We start from the raw sequence: 18,442 nt of genomic DNA, 5'->3' as shown, positions 1-18,442 counted from the left end.
CGCACACCACCAGCGACGCGGCCCCGGACGTGACGATGGCGAGCGGCCGGCCCCCGGGCGCGGCGGACCAGGGCGGGAATGATGCCGCGGGCCACGACGCGCCTGCGTCCGATGGGGCCGTCGCCATGGTGTGGGATGCCGTCCCGGCCGGCGTGGCCGACGAGCATCACCTCTCTCGTCGGCCACCGGTGGTGATGGTGGTGGTCTGGTTCAGTGCCTGCCGGCGGCCAGCGCCAGGGTCTGGCGCAGGGTGCTGTAGGCGGGCTTGGGGGCGTAGTCCGCGTCGAAGATGTTGGCCGCGCCCTGGCCTGGGAAGGTGTCCGGCACCCACGAGTAGGTGTCGGTGAAGCCCCAGACCGTGAAGTCGTTGCAGCCCGGGGTGAGGAGGCAGCCCCGCAGCAGGACGCCGTAGCCCTCGGCCTGCGCCTCGAGCTCCGTACTGTCGGCCGGCATGGGGATCCGGACGTCGGCCTCGGTGATCGCGGTCTCGAGGCCGAGCCGGTCGAAGCGCAGCATGTTGTCGGCGATGTCGTGCGGCGCGCTGTACTGGACGCCCAGGTGGCCCTGGATCCCCACTCCGTGGACGGGCACGCGCTGCTCGCGCAGTCCGGTGACCAGTTCGTGGAGGGCCGTGCTCTTCGCGTTGACGCCTTCGATGTTGTAGTCGTTGATGAACAGCCGGGCCCTGGGGTCTGCTTCGTGGGCCCAGCGGAAGGCGTCCGCGATGTAGCCGGGGCCGAGCTTCCGGAGCCAGATGCTGTCCCTCAGCGTGCCGTCCTCGTTGAAGGCCTCGTTGACGACGTCCCACTGCCAGATCTTGCCCTTGAAGTGTGTGACCTGGTCGGTGATGTGCTGGTGCAGGATCTCCCGGAGCTCCTCGGCGGTGAAGTCGCCGTTGTTCAGCCAGGCGGGCAGCTGACTGTGCCAGACCAGCGTGTGGCCGCGGACCAGTTGCCTGTTCTTCTTCGCGAAGTCGACGAGCTCGTCGGCGGCGGCCCAGTCGTACGTGCCCCGCTGCGGCTCGACCGCCTCCCACTTCATGGCGTTCTCCGCCGTGACGGAGGAGAACTCGCCCGCGACCTTGGCCCGGTAGGGCGCGTCCTCGGCCAGGGCCGTGGCGTTGACGGCCGTGCCGATGCGGAGCCCGGCCTTCTGGCCGAGGGTGCCGAGTGTCTGAGGGGCCGCGCTGTGGCCCTTCCCGCCGCGCCGGCCGCTGTCCTCGGTGGCGGCGGAGGCGCTGGAGAGGGTGAACGCCGAGACGAGGAGCACGGCGGCAGCCGCGCCGACCGCGACCGAGCGAATTGGCTTGAGCATGACAGGTACCTTTCCGTTGATGGCGCGTGGACGCGAAGCCGTCAGCCGCGCGGGGGTAGCCCTTCGAAAGTTTCGACAGCCTGCTCCGCACACCCCTGGGGGTGTGCGGAGCAGGCGGGCAGGGGGTACGCGCCCCCGCCCGTCAGTTCTGTGCGACCAGCGCGTCGACCGACGTGGCGCAGACCATGCGGCGCCGGTGGTCGACGGTGCGCTCCGCTCCGGTGAGACGCAGCCGTACGGTGTGCTTCACATCGGCCACGTCGCTGGACGTGGCGAAACGCAGCTCCAGATCGCCGGGCTCGACGATCCGGCGTCCGCCGGTCCCGGTGAAGGAGACCAGGTCCGGGTGGAAGCGGAAGACAACCCTCCGGGACTCCCCCGCCAGGAGCGGCACCCTGGCGTAGCCGATCAGCCGCGCCTCGGGGCGAGTGGTCTGGGCGACCGGGTCGTGGACGTAGAGCTGGACCACTTCGGCGCCGTCGCGCACGCCGGTGTTGCGGACCGTGATCTCCAGGTCCGTCTCGCCGTCGGTGGGGAGTTCGGCCGGCACGTCGGCACCGGGCTCCCAGGCGAACGAGGTGTACGAGAGCCCGTGGCCGAAGGGGTGGAGCGGGGACGGGTCCAGGTTGCTGACCCCGTTGGCCAGGCCGAGGGGCGGCTGGAGATACGTCCACGGCTGGCCGCCGGGGCCCTTCGGCACGCTCACGGGCAGACGTCCGGAGGGGTTGACCCGCCCCGAGAGCACACCGGCGAGCGCCGGGCCGCCCTCCTCTCCGGGGAAGAAGGCCTGCACACAGCCGGCCAGCCGGTCCGCCCACCCGCCGAGCGCGTACGTGCGTCCCGTCAGCAGCACCAGGACGACGGGCGTGCCGGTCGCGAGCAGCGCGTCCAGCAGCTCTCCCTGGAGACCGGGCAGCGCCAGGTCGGCCGCGTCGCAGCCCTCGCCCGAGGTGCCGCGGCCGAAGAGACCCGCCCGGTCGCCGAGCACGGCCACACAGACATCGGCCCCGGCGGCGAGTGCGGCGGCCTCCTCGATCCGGGAGGAGTCCGTGCCGTCCACCTCGCAGCCCTGCGCGTAGTCGACGCCGCCGCCCGGGAACTCCTCGCGGAGCGCCTCCAGCACCGTCGGCACCTCTATGCCCATGGGCGCCTCGGGGTGCAGGACTCCGACGTGGCTCGGGAAGGAGTAGCAGCCGAGCATGGCCAGCGGGTCGTCGGCGCGCGGCCCGACGACCGCGATCCGCCCGGCACCGCTCAGCGGCAGGGCTCCCCCGGGATTGGCCAGCAGGACACAGGACCGCTCGGCGAGCAGCCGGGCCAGGGCCCTGTTCCGCGGCGGGTCGAGGTCGACCGTGCCACGCGCCCGCTCCGGGTCCACCCCGTCCAGCACCGCGGGGAGGGTGGGCCGGTCCGGGTCGAGCAGGCCCAGTTCGCACTTCTGCAGCAGGACCCGGTGCAGCGCGCGGTCGACCAGTTCCCCGGCCACGAGCCCGTCGCGAACGGCGGCGACCAGTTCGTCCCCGTAGCTGCGTACGGTCGGCAGTTCGACGTCGACGCCGGCGGTGAGGGCCAGCCGCGCGGCGTCCCCGCGTCCGGCGGCGATCCTGTGCAGCGTCTCCAGGAAACCGATGCCGAAGTAGTCGGCGACCACCGTGCCGCTGAACCCCCAGGTGTCCCGGAGGAGCCCGGTGAGGAGGGCCGGATCGGCGGCGGCGGGCAGGCCGTCGATCTCGGCGTACGAGTGCATCACGGAGCGGGCTCCGCCCTCGCGGATCGCCATCTCGAACGGCGGCAGGATCACATCGGCCATCTCGCGGGCGCCCGCCCGTACCGGGGAGAGGTTGCGCGCGCCCGCCGACGCGGAGTAGCCCGCGAAGTGCTTGAGCGTGGCGACGATCCCGGAGGATTCCAGGCCCCGGACATAGGCCGTACCGATGGTCGCCACGAGGTAGGGGTCCTCGCCGATGGTCTCCTCCACGCGGCCCCAGCGCAGATCGCGCACCACGTCCAGCACCGGTGCGAGGCCTTGGTGGACCCCGACCGACCGCATATCGCTTCCGATGCGGTGCGCCATCTCGGCGACCAGCTCGGGGTCCCAGGCGGCGCCCCAGGCCAGCGGAACCGGATAGGCGGTCGCGCCCCAGGCGGTGAAGCCGGCCAGGCACTCCTCGTGGGCCAGTGCGGGGATGCCGAATCTGCCGGCTTCGGCGATCCTGGCCTGTGCCGTGGCCAGCGAGACGGCGCCGACGCCCGGGTCGACCGGGGCGGTGCCGAACGGGCGGGTGAGCTGGCCGAGTCCGCGGGTGGTGATCTCCTCGAAGTCGACCGGATCGACCATGTCGTTCTGGTGCGGTGCGACTCCGTCGCCCTCCGCGTCGGCGCCCACCCAGATTCCGTACAGCTGGGCTGCCTTCTCCTCGAGCGTCATCCGGGCCGCCAGGTCGGCCACCCGCTCCTCGGGGCTGAGCGAAGGGTCGCGCCACGGGCCGTCGACGGCGGGGAGCGGATCGGCCTGACGGGCCTGCGGGACGTGATGGATTGCCATGGCGGCAGGGGTTCCTCTCATGGGTACGGGGGTCCGGGGCGGCGTCGGCGTTATTTGCCGCCCACCCCCATCAGTCCGTTGATCAGCGCCCGCCGGGCCACGAGGTACACGGCGAAGATGGGGATGACGGAGAGGACGATCGCCGCGAGTACCGCGGGGATGTTCACTCCGAACTGGCTCATGAAGTTGAACAGCCCCAGTGTCAGGACGCGTTGCTCCTCCGACTGCGTCAGGATCAGCGGGAACAGGAAGCCGTTCCACGCCTGCAGGGCGGAGAAGATCGCCACCGTGCTGATCCCGGCCTTGGAGAGCGGTACCGCCAGCTGCCAGAGCATGCGCAGGGGCGAGGCCCCGTCGAGGGCCATCGCCTCGTACATCTCCTCGGAGACGTCGCGCATGGTGCCACTGAGCACCAGGACCGCGACGGGCATCGCGAAGGCGGCGGTGGGCAGGATGATCGCCCACAGGGTGTCGTACAGGCCCATCTTGCCGATCATCAGGTAGAGGGGCACGATCACCGCCTGCGCCGGGATCGCCACGCCGAGCAGGAACGTCCGGAAGGCGAGCGACGAGAGGCGGCTGCGGGTGCGCACCGCCACGTAGGCCACCGGGACGGAGAGCACCAGCACGATGGCGACCGTGGCCACCGCGACGACCGCGGTGTTGCCGATCAGCGCGAGGAACCCGCTGTCCAGCACGAAGTCGTAGTTGTCGAGCGTCGGATCCGTGGGGATCGCCAGCGGGTCGCCGTTCAGGGCCTCGTCCTGCCGCATCAGCGACGCGGAGACCAGCGTGTAGAGCGGCACCAGGACGATGACCAGCCAGATCAGCGAGCCGATACCGGCCACCGGGTTGCCCGGTGGCCTGCGCCGGCCGGCCGTGCGGCCGCGGCGCGGCGGATCAGGTGTCACGCGGTGCTGCGGCGCAGCGGGGCGGGTGTCGATCGACATCTCGTCACATACCTTCCCGGGTGGACCGCATGGAGCCGAAGCCACTGAGCCGGACCATGATCAGCGAGATGCTGGTGGCCACGACGACGAGCGCCGTGGCGATGGCCGCCGCATAGCCGAGGTCGTACGTCTGGAAGCCGGTCCGGTACATCAGGTAGGGCAGGATCGTGGTGTCCGTACCGGGGCCGCCCTTGGTCATGATCAGCACGGTGTCGAAGTACGTCAGCGAGCCGACGATCATCAGGACCGACGACGTCGTCATCGTGTGGCGCAGCTGCGGCAGCGTGATGTGGAAGAACTGCCGCACCATGCCCGCACCGTCGATGGAGGCGGCCTGGTAGAGGACCTCCGGGATCTGCCGGGCGCCCCCCTGGTAGATCAGTGTGTGGAAGGGCATGAACTGCCAGCCGCCGACGAACGCCACCACGAGCAGTGCGCCGGTGGACGAGCCCATGACGTTGGGGTCGATGCCGAGCCAGGGGCCGATCGTCTGGATCACACCGAAGTTGGGGTCCAGCAGGGCGCGGAAGAGCATCGCGATCGCGGTGGTGGACAGCAGCAGCGGGATGAAGAAGATCGCGGACAGGAGCGCGCGGCTGCGCTGCCGGCCCGCCGCCCACACGCCGAGCAGCAGGGCCACCGGAGTCTGGAAGACCCAGCTGATCGTGGTGAGCAGGAGGGTCAGCCAGGCGGCCTGGCCGAATTCGGAGTCCTTGGACAACCGGGTCCAGTTGTCCAGGCCTGTGAAGGTCGGGGAGTCGAGCCCGTCCCATTCGCAGAAGGAGAGATAGACGGCGATCGCCAGGGGGACGATCGCGAAGACGGCGAAGAAGAGGATGCCGGGGACGGCCCAGGCGACCGGCGGGCGGCCGACGTCGCCGACGGCCGCCTTCCCGTCCCCGTGCCTCTTGGCGACCGGAGTGTGGTGGGACATCGTTACCTGGCGGCCTTCATCGCTTCGACGAACTGCTCGGGAGTCGTCTTGCCGGCGAACAGCTTGCTGATCTCCGTGAGCAGTGGGGTGGCGTACTGGGCTTCGAGTGCCTGGTCCCACGAGAGGGTGAAGCTCGGGGCCTTCTGCACCATCTCGTACTGGTCGGTCGCGAACTGCGGGTTGGGGGAACCGCTCAGCATCGAGGCCGCGTTGGACGTGGTGGGTACGTCACCGTTGTCGACGAGAGCTTGTGCGTAGCTCTTCGACGCCATCGCCTTCAGGAAGTCGATGGCGGCGTCCTTGTGCTTGGTCCGGGCGTTGACGGACCAGTAGTTGGTGGGGTTGCCCACCACGTTCGCAGGGTCGCCCACGCCGCCGGCCACCGTCGGGAAGGCGGTCCAGCCGAGGTCCTTCTTGGCGAATTCGGGGGCCTTGCCCAGCTGGGTCGAGTATTCCCACGAGCCCATGAGGTGCATCGCGGCCTTGCCCTTGCTGAGCAGGGTCGGTGCCGCTCCGCTGCCGTAGTCCACGGAGTTGAAGTTCTTGCCGAAGGCGCCCTCGTCGATCAGCTCCTTGACGGTCCGGGCCGTCTTGAGCACGGCCGGGTCGCCCCAGCCCTCGGTGTCGCCGTCCTGGATCCTCTTGAAGACCTCGGGGCCGCCGATCCGGTCCAGCAGGTACTCCATCCACATCAGTTCGGGCCACTTGTCGGAGCCGCCGAGTGCGAAGGGGATGACACCGGCGGCCTTGAAGGTCTTGATGGCCCCCTGGAGGTCTTCCCAGGTCCTGGGCGGCTCGATCCTGTGCTCGGCGAAGAGCGCCTTGTTGTAGAAGAGCATCACGGGCTGCATGCCGCGCATGGGCACCCCGTAGACCTTCCCTTCGAGACCGCCGGCCGTCATGATCGAAGGCAGGAAACCGTCCTTGAGCGTGGCATCGTTCTTGATCGTCGACGTGAGGTCGACCAGGTCCTCGGAGTCGACGTACGGCTTGATGGAACCGCCACCCCAGTTGAAGAACACGTCCGGAGCGCTGGGCGATCCCATGGCGCTGCGGAGCTTGTTCACGTAGTCGGAGCCGGGGACCGGCACCAGCTTCACCTTGACCTCGGAGGTCTTGTTGAACGTGTCGACCGCTGCCTGCTGAACCTTGACGGCGTCGTCCCCGTAGACATAGGCGGTGATGGTTCCGCTGTCACTCCCGCCACCTCCGGAGCCACAGCCGGCCAACAGCCCGGCCACGGCCATCGCCGCACCTGCCGAGACCCATCTCGTCGTACGTGTGCCCTGAGCGAATATCCCCGACCGCATGACCGCACCTCTGTCGAATGTTTCGGCTTGCCTTTCGAATGTTGCCGGAACCGTACGGTCGGGTTTCGGGCCCGTCAAGAGGGCGGGAGCAAGGATTTACAACCTTGCCCGGACGCGTGCCCATGGCTGCGGGGGAGCTACGATTCGTGCATGAGCCCTGCAAAGGTCCAGCCCCAACCGGAGAAGGTGTCCGTCGACGAGTCGTCGGAGAGCACCGCCACGCTGGCAGAGATCGCCCGAGCGGCCGGAGTTTCGGCTCCGACAGTTTCGAAAGTGCTGAACGGGCGCGCCGACGTCGCCCCTGGTACGCGCACGAGGGTGGAGGAGCTGTTGCTGCGGCACGGCTACCGCCGCAGGCGTGGCGCCTCCCAGCAGTCCCAGCTCATCGACCTGGTCTTCCACGAGCTGGACAGCGCCTGGGCGATGGAGGTCGTCCGGGGAGTCGAGAACGTCGCGAGGGAGGAGGGCCTGAGCCTGGTCCTCTCGGAGAGCGCCGGCCGGCTCACCCCTGGCCAGACCTGGGTGGACGGCGTACTGGCCCGCCGGCCGGCCGGAGTGATCCTGGTGCTCTCGGACCTCGACGCGGCGCAGCGTGCCCAGCTGACCAGCCGCTCCATCCCGTTCGTCGTCGTCGATCCGGCCGGTGATCCCGGTGACGACATCCCGTCGGTCGGGGCGGCCAACTGGCAGGGCGGCCTCGCCGCCACCCGTCACCTGACGGGTCTGGGGCACCGTCGGATCGGCGTCATCGGCGGGCCGACCCGCATGATGTGCAGCCGCGCCCGGATCGACGGCTATCGTGCCGCCCTGGAGACCTCGGGCGTCCCGATGGACCCCGAGCTCGTCCGTGAGAGCGAGTTCAACCACGAGGGTGGCTATACGGCCGCCCTGGAACTGCTCCGGCTGCCGGAACCTCCCACGGCCGTCTTCGCCGGGAACGACCTGCAGGCACTCGGCGTCTACGAGGCGGCGCGCGAGCTCGGCCTGCGCATCCCGGAGGACCTCAGCGTGGTGGGTTTCGACGACCTGCCGCTGACCCGCTGGATCGGCCCGCCGCTCACCACCGTGCGCCAGCCGCTGATAGAGATGGCGGAGACCGCGGCCCGTCTGGTCCTCGACCTGGGCCGGGGCAAGCAGCCGGCGACCACCAGGGTCGACCTGGCGACGAGTCTGGTGGTCCGCAGCAGCACCGCGCCGCCGGCGCGCTGAAGGGCCGGCGCGCCGAAGGGCCGGTCCACGGCTCCCGACGGGCGAACGGCCCGCCTTCCGCCGGCCCCGTACGCACCGGGCGACGAGGGACGTCCGCCGCCGGCCGCGCCATCCCCCTCACGGCGCCCGGCTCGCCCTGCCCGTGGCGGCGCTCCCCTGCCGCGACCGCTGTGACCTGGGCCGACATCACACCTCCCCGCCACTGTCAGTGGTCGGGTGCAGACTGGCCCTGTCCGGCACAACGGCGTATCGGGAGGTCCTGTCATGACCGATGTTCTGCTCACCGTGGGCACCCGCAAAGGACTCTTCATCGGCCGCAGACGCGGCGGCTCCTGGGAGTTCGGCGAGCCCCATTTCAACGCTCAGGCGATCTACTCGATCGGGATCGACTCCCGCGGAGAGACGCCCAGGCTGCTGGTCGGTGGCGACAGCGCGCACTGGGGCCCCTCCGTCTTCCACTCCGACGACCTGGGCACGACCTGGGTGGAGCCGAAGCAGCCTGCCGTGAAGTTCCCGCAGTTCACGGAGGCATCGCTGGAGCGGGTGTGGCAGCTGCATCCCGCCGGCCCCGAGGCCCCCGGCGTCGTGTACGCGGGGACCGAGCCCGCGGCTCTGTTCCGGTCGGACGACCGCGGCGAGTCCTTCGAGCTGGTCCGCCCCCTCTGGGAGCACCCGACGCGGTCCGAATGGGTTCCCGGTGGGGGCGGCGAGGGGCTGCACACCATCCTGACCGACCCGAGGGACGCCGGTGCGGTGACCGTCGCCGTCTCCACCGCGGGTGTGTTCCGCACCAGGGACGGCGGCGAGCGCTGGGCACCGTCCAACAGGGGTGTCTCCGCCGTCTTCCTGCCGGACCCGGATCCCGAGTTCGGCCAGTGCGTACACAAGGTGACCCGGGACGCGGCAGACCCCGACCGGCTCTATCTGCAGAACCACTGGGGGGTGTTCCGCAGCGACGACTCCGGGGAGCACTGGAAGGACATCGGCACCGGCCTGCCCTCGGACTTCGGCTTCGCCGCCGCCGCGCACCCGCATCGCGCCGACACGTTCTACGTCTTCCCGATCAACGCCGACGCGGACCGCGTCCCCGCCGGACACCGCTGCCGGGTGTTCCGTACGCAGGACGCGGGAGAGACCTGGGAGCCTCTCACCCGGGGCCTTCCGGACGGTGACCACTACGGCACGGTGCTGCGGGACGCGCTCTGCACCGACGACGCCGACCCGGCCGGCATCTACTTCGGCAACCGCAACGGCGAGTTGTACGCGAGCGCGGACGACGGCGACAGCTGGCAGCAGTTGCTCTCGCACCTGCCCGACGTGCTGTGCGTGCGGGCGGCGGTGCTCCGCTGACGGGCCGCCACCCGGCTCGACCGCCGAATGACGGGCTGCTCGCTCAGCTGAAGACCACGGAGCGGAGCTTCAGGCGTTCCGAGGCGCCCCCGCCCGGGCGCAACGTGTAGTAGACGTCGCCGTCGCAGTCGGCGCTGAGAAAGACCGTCGCTGTGGCATCCGTGACGTTCTTCGGCGCGTAGGCGGGCGGCAGTTCGTCCGATCCGGCGCCAGGGAGGTTGATGCACTGTCCGCTCCGCGGGTTGTTGAGGAACCCGACCGCCTCGTAGCCTTCGCCGGTTTCGTACGTGTACCGGAACTGACCTGTGGCCGCGGAAGCCGAAGTGGGCAGAGTGACGACGAGCGCGAGAGCGCCGAGGGCAGCGACGGCATGGTGACGGAGGCGCATGGAGGCAGTCCTTCGAGCGTGGGGGCGGTTTCGATCCCACGTTGCCCCGTGCGGTCCGTTGCGCGATATGCCGCCCACTCCAATGGCCCTCGCAAAATCGTTCCCCCCTCACTCAGGTGGGGGACGGCCCGCCCGGACGGCGCCCTCCCGGCCTCGCGTCCTCAAGGGCGCTCCGGGCGGCTCACTCCTCGGTGGGTACGCAGAGCACCGGCACGGTCGACAGGTGCAGGAGTTTGTGCGGGGTGGAGCCGAGCAGTGCCCCCCGCATCGGACTCTCGCCCCAGCTGCCCACCACGATGACTCTCGCCTCGTGCCGCGCGGCGGCTTCGATCAGTGCCTGTGCCGGACTCAGATCGATCACCTCGACCGTGGTGGGCACGTCGGCCTCCTCGGCCGTGGCGACCGCGTGTTCCAGGCCGGTACGCCCGGCCTGGCGGATGGCCTCGTAGTGGGCGCGGTACTCCTCGCCGGTGGGGCCGGGGGGCGCCGCCCCGTAGACCAGGACGAGCCTCTCGCCGAACGCGCCGGCCACCTCGATCGCCGCCCGCAGGGCGCGTGCGGCACCGGGCGACTCGTCGTACCCGAGGACCACGGACATCTCAGAGCTCCTTGCGGTGTACGAGGTCGGGGTCGACCACACTGCGGCGTTCGGCCCAGAAGGACGGCGAGCGGAGCCGCAGCACCACCATGAGCACCACACCGATCAGGCTGATGCAGATGCCGATGACGAGGGGAGGTCCCAGCCCGAACCAGGAGGTTCCGCTGTAGGAGTTCGCCGGGTCGGACATGTCCATGACCGACCGGACGAGCAGCCAGGTCAGCAGACCGGCTCCCACCACCGGGCCGAGGCCGATGAGGAAGAAGTTACGCGGGCTCTCGGTCAGATGGCGGCGGTAGTAGACCGCGCACGCGACACCGGTGAGCGCGTAGTAGAAGGCGATGAGCAGGGACAGTGCCGTCAGCGAGTCGAAGAGGGCGTTCTCACTGATCTGGCTGACGACGAGATACCAGGCGATGGCGATGGCGGCCACCCACCACGTGCTCACGTCGGGGGTCCGGAACCTCGGGCTGATGCGGGCGAAGTGCGCGGGCAGCGCCTGGCGGCGGGCCATGGACAGCGCGGTGCGCGACGCCGGAATGATCGTGGTCTGCGTCGACGCGAGCGCCGACGTCGCGACCGCGAGCAGCACGACCCAGTCCCAGCCCCCCATGACCTCACCGGCCAGCAGGGCGAAGACGAACTCCTCCTCCCCCGCGTTCTCCGCCAGGTACGCCGTTCCGGCGAAGGCGACGACCGCGAAGCCGACGGAGAGGTAGGTCACCAGCAGGATGACGGTCGACCACACGCCGGCCTTTCCGGGGGCGCTCGCCGAGTTCTCGACCTCCTCGGTGAGGTTGACGGCCGATTCCCAGCCCCAGTAGATGAACACGCCCAGCAACAGGCCGCCCGTCAGCGCCGCGCCGCCGGCCCCGAAGGGGTTGAGCCAGTCGGCCGAGGGTCTGACGGAGTCGAAGGAGGTCGTGCCCGCGTAGACGCGGTAGAGCGCGACGATCACGAACACGAGGAGGAAGGCCACCTGAGCGAGGATCAGGACGTTCTGCACCTTGGCCGACAGCTCGGTCCCGATGACGCACAGCCCCGTCATCACGACGATCAGAAGCACGGTGAGCAGCTGGCGGACGAACGCGTTCTCGGCCCAGCTGTCGAGGCCGACGGCGAGCAGAGTGAAGCTGACGGCGACGTCCGCCAGTGACCCGACCACGAGCACACCGGTCATCGCGATCGCCCAGCCCCCGAGCCACCCGGTCCAGGGCCCCATGGCGCGGGTCACCCAGGAGAACGTCGTCCCGCAGTCCTGGTCGACCTTGTTCAGGTAGTAGAAGGCCGAGGCGATGAGGAGCATCGGGACGAAGGACGCGAAGAGCGCCCCTGGCGCGTAGATGCCGACGAGCGCCACGATCGGGCCGATGACGGCTGCCACCGAGTAGGCCGGGGACGTGGCGTTCAGTCCGATGACCAGAGCGTCGACAAAGCCGATCGCGTTCGGCTTCAAGCTTGCCGGCGGTGCTGATCCGGCACGGTGCTCTGCCATGCTCCCTCGCTCGGTCACAGGCCTGAAGAGCAGGCGGAATATTTCCTTCCACATGCTATGGAGGTACTTCCTTGGGCGCACGTCCGGCGGAGCGGTCTCCAGGCGGCAGCGGCCGTCATTGCTCGCGGATGCCCCACGGAGCGCCGTACTCACCCAGCAGGTCGAGGAACGGCCGCGGCGGCATGGCTTCCGGACCCAGCACGCCGCTGCCGCCCCACGTGCCACGCGCGACGAGTTCGAGCGCGGCGACGGGGTTGATCGCGGTCTGCCAGACCACGGCCTGGGAGCCGTACTCGCGCATCGACCACTGGTTGTCGACCACGTGGTAGAGGTAGACCTCCCTGGGCCGCCCGTCCTTGCTGCCCTTCACCCAGGTGCCCGCGCACGTCTTCCCCCGCATCCGCTCACCGAGTCCGGCCGGGTCGGGCAGGCAGGCGGCCACCACGTCGCGGGGCGAGACCTCGGCCTCGCCGAGGCCGCTCCTCACCGTGACAGGGGCGGTACGGTCCAGCCCGAGTTTATGGAGCGTCCGCAGCACCCCGATGAACTCGTCGCCCAGCCCGTACTTGAAGGTGACGCGCCGGGCCTTCAGCCAACGGGGTACGAGCAGTACCTCCTCGTGCTCGACGTTCACGCACTCCACGGGCCCGATGCCTTCGGGGAAGTCGAAGACCTCCGGTTCGCTGAAGGGGGCGGTGGTGAACCAGCCCCGCTCTTCCTCGTACACGACCGGTGGGTTCAGGCACTCCTCGATCGTCGTCCAGATACTGAAGGAGGGGGCGAAGTCGTATCCCTCCACCGTCAGATCGGCGCCGTCACGGATCCCGAGTTCGTCGATCTCGTCGAAGAGCTCGTCGGAAGCGTACCGGGCGAACACGTCCGAGAGCCCCGGTTCCACGCCCATCCCCACCAGCGCGAGACGGCCGGCGGCCTCCCAGTCGGCGGACCGTTCGAACTGCTCGTCCCCCAGTTTGACGCCACACTCCTCGTACGGACGGGACGGATGAGGTCTGGAGAGGGACATGGCCATGTCGAGGTAGTGCACGCCCTCGGCCAGGGCCGCCTCGAACAGGGGCATGACGAAGCGGGGGTCCGTGGCGTTCAGCAGGACGTCGCAGCGGTGTTCGGCGAGGGCGGCGCGCACGGCTGCCGGATCCGACGCGTCCAGCCGGAGCGCGGCGAAACGGTCCCCCCGCTCCCCCAGGGTCGCGACGGCACTCTCCGCCCGGCTTCGGTCGTGGTCGGCGACCGTCATGTGCTCCAAGAAACGCCGACGGGCCGCGATCCTCGTGATCGCCGTTCCCACGCCCCCTGCGCCGACCAAGAGGACACGCATGAGCACCACTCCTTCGCCGCACTGCCGTGGCGGTCAGGCTGCGGCCGGGCCGGCCGGCCCGGCGGAGTGGGGACGCTAACAGCCACGCCGTCCGGCGGCCGGCAACCGTCCGGACGGTGTCCCGCGTCCGGGCTATCCCGCTTCGGAGCGCCACCCGGACGGACCCTCGTGGTTCACGGCGCACGCCCGCCCGGGCCACCGGGCCGGCAGCAGCGGCCGGGTACCTGCCACGGCGTACGGGACTACATCCGGGCGTCGAGCCGGTGCTGCAGTGAACCGTCCGGGCCGTAGACGTCCAGCAGATAGCCCCGGTCCAGCGACAGGCCCTCCCTCCGTCCCAGGAAGGAGGTGACCGACCCCTTCAGCTCGTCGAAGGTCCGGGCGCTCTCGTCGGGGTCGCGCGTCCACACGACCAGCAGGGGGACACCGTCAGGCCCCGTGCTCCTGTGGATCCCGTGCACCTCCCGCGCCCCGCCCGCGGCCCGGTACCGCTCCGCCACCTGCGCGGCGGCAGCAGGCGCGACCGTGGTCGTGGCGGTCGGGCCGACGGGGGCGAGGGGCCGGCCGGAGTCCGTTCCGCCGTCGGCGGTGCAGCCCGGAAGCAGGATGACGGCTCCGAGACCGACGGGGACGACGAGACGAGCGATGCGCTTCATGACAGGAGCCTCACCCACTCCGAGCCGGGCCGACGAGGTTTCGCACAGCTGTTGTCGTTCTGTCATCCGACGGTGCCATGGAAGTCCGGCCGCCGGACGAAGCCGTCCCGCCGGCCCCACCACCACACGGCACGGGCGCGTCGCACGGATCCGGACGCCGCCTACGGCAGACGCCAGTCCACCGGTGGTTCCCCTGCGCGCACCAGGAAGTCGTTGGTGCGGCTGAAGGGCCGTGAGCCGAAGAAGCCGCGGTCCGCCGACATGGGGGAAGGGTGGGCGGATTCGACCGCGGGCAGGTCGCCGAGGAGCGGCCGCACGTTGCGTGCGTCGCGCCCCCACAGCACCGAGACCATCGGCTTGCCCCGTGCGGCCAGTGCACGAATGGCCTGCTCGGTCACTTCTTCCCAGCCCTTGCCACGGTGGGCGGCGGGTTTGCCTGGCGCCGTGGTCAGCGCCCGGTTGAGCAGCAGCACCCCCTGCCGCGTCCAGGGCGTCAGGTCTCCGTTGGAAGGCCGGGGAAGGCCGAGGTCGGTGTGCAGCTCCCTGAAGATGTTCTCCAGGCTGCCCGGCAGACGCCGTACGTCGGGCGCCACCGCGAAACTGAGGCCGATGGCCATGCCCGGGGTGGGGTAGGGGTCCTGACCCACTATCAGGACGCGCACCTCGTCGAACGGCTGCTGGAAGGCGCGAAGGACGTTCTTCCCCGCCGGCAGATACGTGCGCCCGGCCCCGATCTCGGCACGGAGGAAGTCCCCCATCGCCGCGATCCGATCGGCCACGGGCGCCAACGCCTCGGCCCAGCCGGGCTCCACAAGTTCACTCAAAGGTCGCGCTGCCACAGCCGTCACTCTACCGGCCTACACGGCCCCGAATGATCACTCGGTCCCCACGGGCCGGGGTTGGGCGATAGGGTGCCGCTCGTCGTCAGTCCTCCACCCCCGGAGTCGGTCCATGAGGTCGTGCAGGCGCTCGTCCGCAGACAGCGGTGCCCGTGGCCTCCGATGACCGGGCCGGCCGGCCTCCCACCGGTGGCCCGGAGGCTGCCGTGACCGCCGCCGCGCCGGACGCGTTCGTCCTCGGCGTGGACTCTGGCGGCTCGGGTCTGCGCGTGGCGCTCGGGCCGGCGGGCACGGGGCGGCCCGCACGGACCGCCGTCTGCGCCGAACCGGTGCGGACGGGCGAGGACGGCATCGACGCCGGGCACCTGCTGGAGCAACTGCTGCCGGCCGTCCGCCGATTGCTGGACCAGGCGGGCCGCCCTGGGGCCGCCGTCGTCGCCGCGGCGGTCGGAGCCGCGGGAATGGCGACCCTCGGCGAACAGCTGCGCGCCCGGCTGCCCGACGCCCTCGCGGACGCGCTGGGCGTACGGCTGGTGGCCCTGGCCGGCGACGCGGTGACCGCGTACGCCGGGGCACTGGGGCAGCGGCCCGGAGTGGTCGTCGCGGGCGGCACCGGCCTGATCGCACTCGGCACCGACCTCACGACATGGCGCAGGGCGGACGGCTGGGGACATCTGCTGGGTGACAGCGGCAGCGGGGCGTGGATCGGCCGGGCCGGGCTCGATGCGGCGATGCGGGCCCACGACGGACGGCGCGGTGGTTCACCGGTGCTGCTGGCGCGGCTGGAGGCGGCGTTCGGACCGGCCACCGGCCTGCCCGGCCTGCTCTATCCGCGTACGGACCGCCCTGCGCTGCTCGCGTCGTTCGCACCCGAGGTCGCGGCCGGTGCCCCCGACGACGAGGTCGCGGCAGGAATCCTCCGGGACGCGGCGTCGCATATCGCGGAAGCCGCGGCCGCCGTGTGCCCTCCCCAAGCCGGCTCCCGCCCCGACGGCTGCGAGGTCGCTCTGACCGGGGGGCTGTTCCGCATGGGCGAGCCTCTCCTCGGGCCGTTGCGCCGGGAGCTCGGCCGGCAGGTCCCGCAGGCGCGCGTGGTCCCGGCGGAAGGGGATCCTCTGCACGGTGCTCTGGAGATCGCCCGCGCTCTCGCAGGCCCCGGACTGCGACTCCCACCCCATCCGTCCCTGCTGTTCGTACCAGGAGTAACGTAGACGATTCGAGCGATCATCTGTCCGGACAGAGCAGGCTGATCGCCCTCCATGCCGCTCAACGGACATATACGGACAGATAACGTCTGGCCGCCCCCTCCCCGAACAGAGGGGCACCCAAAACCAGTAGCATGCGGCGCCATGAGCACCCCCACTGGGCCCGCTTCCGGCCTGCCTGTACGAATGCCGCGACCTCGCCAGTCCGGACGGCACCGCCGCCCGGAGCCCGTGGTCGCACCTGAGGGCGCTGCCGCGCTCGTTCTCGCCGTTCCCGGTACCCCTTCCTCGGCCTCACGCAGCCTGGCCGAAGAAGTGATCAGCATCGCCCGTTCCGAGCTGCCCGGCCTGAACGCACAGATCGGCTACGTGGACGGCGATGACGCCGAATATCCCGCGCTGGCCTCCGTGCTCACCCATGCCGCCGCCGAGCGCGTCGCCCGCTTCGAGCAGGCCACCGCCGCGGGCCGCGAGGTCGCCGAGCCCTCGGGGCCGTCGGCCGTCGTGGTGCCACTGCTCGCGGGGCCGGACAGCGCCCTCGTCCGGCGCATACGGCAGGCGGTCATGGACAGCGGCACCCAGACCGAACTGACCGATGTGCTGGGTCCGCACCCGTTGCTGGCCGAAGCGCTGCACGTACGCCTCTCGGAGGCGGGTCTGGCGCGTGCCGACCGCGCGAGGCTGTTCACCGTGGCGACCGCGGCCGACGGCATCGTGCTCGCCACGGTCGGCGGGGAGGAGGCCGTGCAGGCCGCCGGGATCACCGGCATGCTGCTGGCCGCCCGGCTCGCCGTGCCGGTGATGGCCGCGGCCCTGGACGTGGAGGGATCGGTCGCCTCCGTCGCCGCGCAGCTGCAGAACTCAGGCTCCGCACAGCTCGCCCTCGCGCCGTACCTGGTGGGACCGGAGATCGACGCGGGGCTGCTGGACGCCGCCGCGAAGGAGGCCGGCTGCGCGACCGCCGAGCCGCTCGGCGCGTACCCGGCCATCGGCAAGCTCGTCCTGTCGCTGTACGCGACGACGCTGGGCATCACCCCCGCGACGCCTCAGGGAGCCCAGGCGCACTGAGCCGCGCCAGGACGACGGAGGCGCGGACCGGTCCTCGCCGGTCCGCGCCTCCCGCCGTCGCGGGCGGCTGCCCGTACGCCGATCTCGCGGGCCACCCGGGCCCGCGAGAAGGCGTCAGGCGAAGACCACGCAGGAGGCGGCCGGGACCTCGGTGGAGCCCGCGTGCGCCGGGACACCGGTCTCCGCGTCGACGGCGAACCAGCTGACGTTCCCGGAGTGCTCGTTGGCGACGTACAGCCACTGTCCGGTCGGGTCGAGGGTCATATCGCGGGGCCAGCGTCCGCCGCAGCCCACGGCCGCCACCAGGACGGGCTTCTCCGCCGCCTCGTCGAGCGTGAGGACGGAGATGCTGTCGTGCCCGCGATTGGCGGTCCACAGGAACCGTCCGTCGCGCGAGACCACGACCTCCGACGGGTACGTACGCACGTTCTCACCTTCGTCGTGGTCCTGCGGCAGCACATGCGTCTCCCCCAGCGGTTCGAGCAGGCCTCCGGCCGCGTCCCAGCGGCACACCGTGACCGTCGGCTCCAGCTCGTTCAGGACGTAGACGTGTCCCCCTGACGGGTGAAAGGCCAGATGGCGTGGTCCGACTCCCGGTCGCAGCGCCGTCTCGGCGTGCAGCCGCAGGGATCCGGTAGCGGGGTCGAGGGCGCAGACGCGTACGGAATCCGTGCCGAGGTCCACGCTCAGGACCCAGTTTCCCGAGGGGTCGGCCAGCACCTGGTGCGCGTGCGGCTCCGACTGGCGGCCTTCGTCAGGACCACGGCCCTCGTGCCGCAGCACGCCGGAAGCCGGGCCGGGCGAGCCGTCGTCCCGCAGGGGGAGAGCGGTGACACTGCCGGAGCCGTAGTTGGCCGTGAGCAGATGTCCCGCCGCCAGCGCCAGATGCGTGGGACCGCTCCCGCCGACCGGTCGCGCCTCGCCGATCAGCCGCGGCGTGCCGTCGTCGTCGATGCCGAAGGCCGCCGCGGCACCGTCCGAGGTCTCACTGACCGCGTACAGCACGGTCCCACCCGTCCCGGTAGCGTGGCCGACCGCGAGGAACGACGGGTCGGCCACGGCGTCCGTGGACGCGAGCACGGACAGTGCCCCGGTGTCCCGGTCGACGGCGGCGACGCTGATACCACGGCCGCCCGCCGAGGTGAACGACCCTATGAAAGCCCGCTTTGCATGGTCGGCGCCCATCGCGCTACCCCTCTTCGCGTCCGTCACGATCTTCCCGGCCGACGGTAGCAGGCAGCGTTT

The 18,442-nt window shown here is 71.0% G+C and carries 16 protein-coding genes; 4 read left to right on the top strand and 12 right to left on the bottom strand.

The genetic code is table 11. The features are described from left to right. Positions 1-210 precede the first annotated feature (210 nt). From OO67_RS32230 to OO67_RS32210, 5 genes are all read right to left on the bottom strand, one after another. Complete coding sequence (locus OO67_RS32230; RefSeq protein ID WP_033305331.1) at positions 211-1,314, bottom strand: endo-1,4-beta-xylanase; 1,104 nt, start codon at positions 1,312-1,314, stop codon at positions 211-213. Between the two features lie 142 nt (positions 1,315-1,456). Then, complete coding sequence (locus OO67_RS32225; RefSeq protein ID WP_033305330.1) at positions 1,457-3,859, bottom strand: beta-xylosidase/alpha-l-arabinosidase; 2,403 nt, start codon at positions 3,857-3,859, stop codon at positions 1,457-1,459. 50 nt (positions 3,860-3,909) lie between these two features. Further along, positions 3,910-4,809, bottom strand: coding sequence for a carbohydrate ABC transporter permease (locus tag OO67_RS32220; RefSeq protein ID WP_033305329.1), 900 nt, complete (start codon positions 4,807-4,809; stop codon positions 3,910-3,912). A gap of 4 nt (positions 4,810-4,813) precedes the next feature. Beyond that, on the bottom strand, positions 4,814-5,743 hold the full coding sequence (locus tag OO67_RS32215; protein WP_033305328.1) for a carbohydrate ABC transporter permease: 930 nt from the start codon (positions 5,741-5,743) through the stop codon (positions 4,814-4,816). A 2-nt stretch (positions 5,744-5,745) separates the two neighbouring features. Further along, a complete protein-coding gene (locus OO67_RS32210; protein WP_208861114.1) occupies positions 5,746-6,990 on the bottom strand; it encodes an extracellular solute-binding protein in 1,245 nt (414 codons plus the stop codon). A gap of 213 nt (positions 6,991-7,203) precedes the next feature. Here OO67_RS32210 and OO67_RS32205 point away from each other — a divergent pair, with 213 nt between their 5' ends. Together OO67_RS32205 and OO67_RS32200 are read left to right on the top strand one after the other, a co-directional pair. Further along, entirely contained in the window at positions 7,204-8,262 is a 1,059-nt protein-coding gene (locus OO67_RS32205; protein WP_078598411.1) for a LacI family DNA-binding transcriptional regulator, read from the top strand. 264 nt (positions 8,263-8,526) lie between these two features. Then, positions 8,527-9,612 carry a WD40/YVTN/BNR-like repeat-containing protein gene (locus OO67_RS32200; protein ID WP_033305326.1) on the top strand — a complete coding sequence of 362 codons (1,086 nt, stop codon included), beginning with the start codon at positions 8,527-8,529 and terminating at the stop codon, positions 9,610-9,612. A 43-nt stretch (positions 9,613-9,655) separates the two neighbouring features. Here the strand turns inward: OO67_RS32200 and OO67_RS32195 are convergent, their stop codons facing one another. From OO67_RS32195 to OO67_RS32170, 6 genes are all read right to left on the bottom strand, one after another. Beyond that, positions 9,656-10,000 carry a hypothetical protein gene (locus OO67_RS32195; RefSeq protein ID WP_051710088.1) on the bottom strand — a complete coding sequence of 115 codons (345 nt, stop codon included), beginning with the start codon at positions 9,998-10,000 and terminating at the stop codon, positions 9,656-9,658. Positions 10,001-10,181: 181 nt separating this feature from the next. Continuing rightward, a complete protein-coding gene (locus OO67_RS32190) occupies positions 10,182-10,598 on the bottom strand; it encodes a universal stress protein (protein ID WP_033305325.1) in 417 nt (138 codons plus the stop codon). 1 nt (position 10,599) lies between these two features. Next, entirely contained in the window at positions 10,600-12,093 is a 1,494-nt protein-coding gene (locus OO67_RS32185; RefSeq protein ID WP_033305405.1) for an APC family permease, read from the bottom strand. A 115-nt stretch (positions 12,094-12,208) separates the two neighbouring features. Then, positions 12,209-13,429, bottom strand: coding sequence for a saccharopine dehydrogenase family protein (locus tag OO67_RS32180; protein ID WP_033305324.1), 1,221 nt, complete (start codon positions 13,427-13,429; stop codon positions 12,209-12,211). Positions 13,430-13,671: 242 nt separating this feature from the next. Beyond that, positions 13,672-14,085, bottom strand: a complete 414-nt coding sequence (locus OO67_RS32175; RefSeq protein ID WP_033305323.1) for a hypothetical protein — start codon at positions 14,083-14,085, stop codon at positions 13,672-13,674. A 161-nt stretch (positions 14,086-14,246) separates the two neighbouring features. Next, positions 14,247-14,924 carry a uracil-DNA glycosylase gene (locus OO67_RS32170; RefSeq protein ID WP_033305322.1) on the bottom strand — a complete coding sequence of 226 codons (678 nt, stop codon included), beginning with the start codon at positions 14,922-14,924 and terminating at the stop codon, positions 14,247-14,249. 206 nt (positions 14,925-15,130) lie between these two features. Here OO67_RS32170 and OO67_RS32165 point away from each other — a divergent pair, with 206 nt between their 5' ends. Continuing rightward, the gene (locus OO67_RS32165) at positions 15,131-16,135 is read left to right on the top strand and encodes an N-acetylglucosamine kinase (RefSeq protein ID WP_033305321.1); all 1,005 of its coding nucleotides are present in this window, start codon (positions 15,131-15,133) and stop codon (positions 16,133-16,135) included. Between the two features lie 138 nt (positions 16,136-16,273). After that, positions 16,274-17,197 carry a sirohydrochlorin chelatase gene (locus OO67_RS32160; protein ID WP_078598409.1) on the top strand — a complete coding sequence of 308 codons (924 nt, stop codon included), beginning with the start codon at positions 16,274-16,276 and terminating at the stop codon, positions 17,195-17,197. 114 nt (positions 17,198-17,311) lie between these two features. Here OO67_RS32160 and OO67_RS32155 read toward each other — a convergent pair whose 3' ends face one another. Next, a complete protein-coding gene (locus OO67_RS32155; protein WP_033305319.1) occupies positions 17,312-18,382 on the bottom strand; it encodes a lactonase family protein in 1,071 nt (356 codons plus the stop codon). Between the last annotated feature and the right edge of the window lie 60 nt (positions 18,383-18,442).

This window comes from Streptomyces atroolivaceus (assembly GCF_000717025.1).
GTDB classification, from domain to species: domain Bacteria; phylum Actinomycetota; class Actinomycetes; order Streptomycetales; family Streptomycetaceae; genus Streptomyces; species Streptomyces atroolivaceus.
This window is presented reverse-complemented; position numbering and strand designations above follow the sequence as displayed.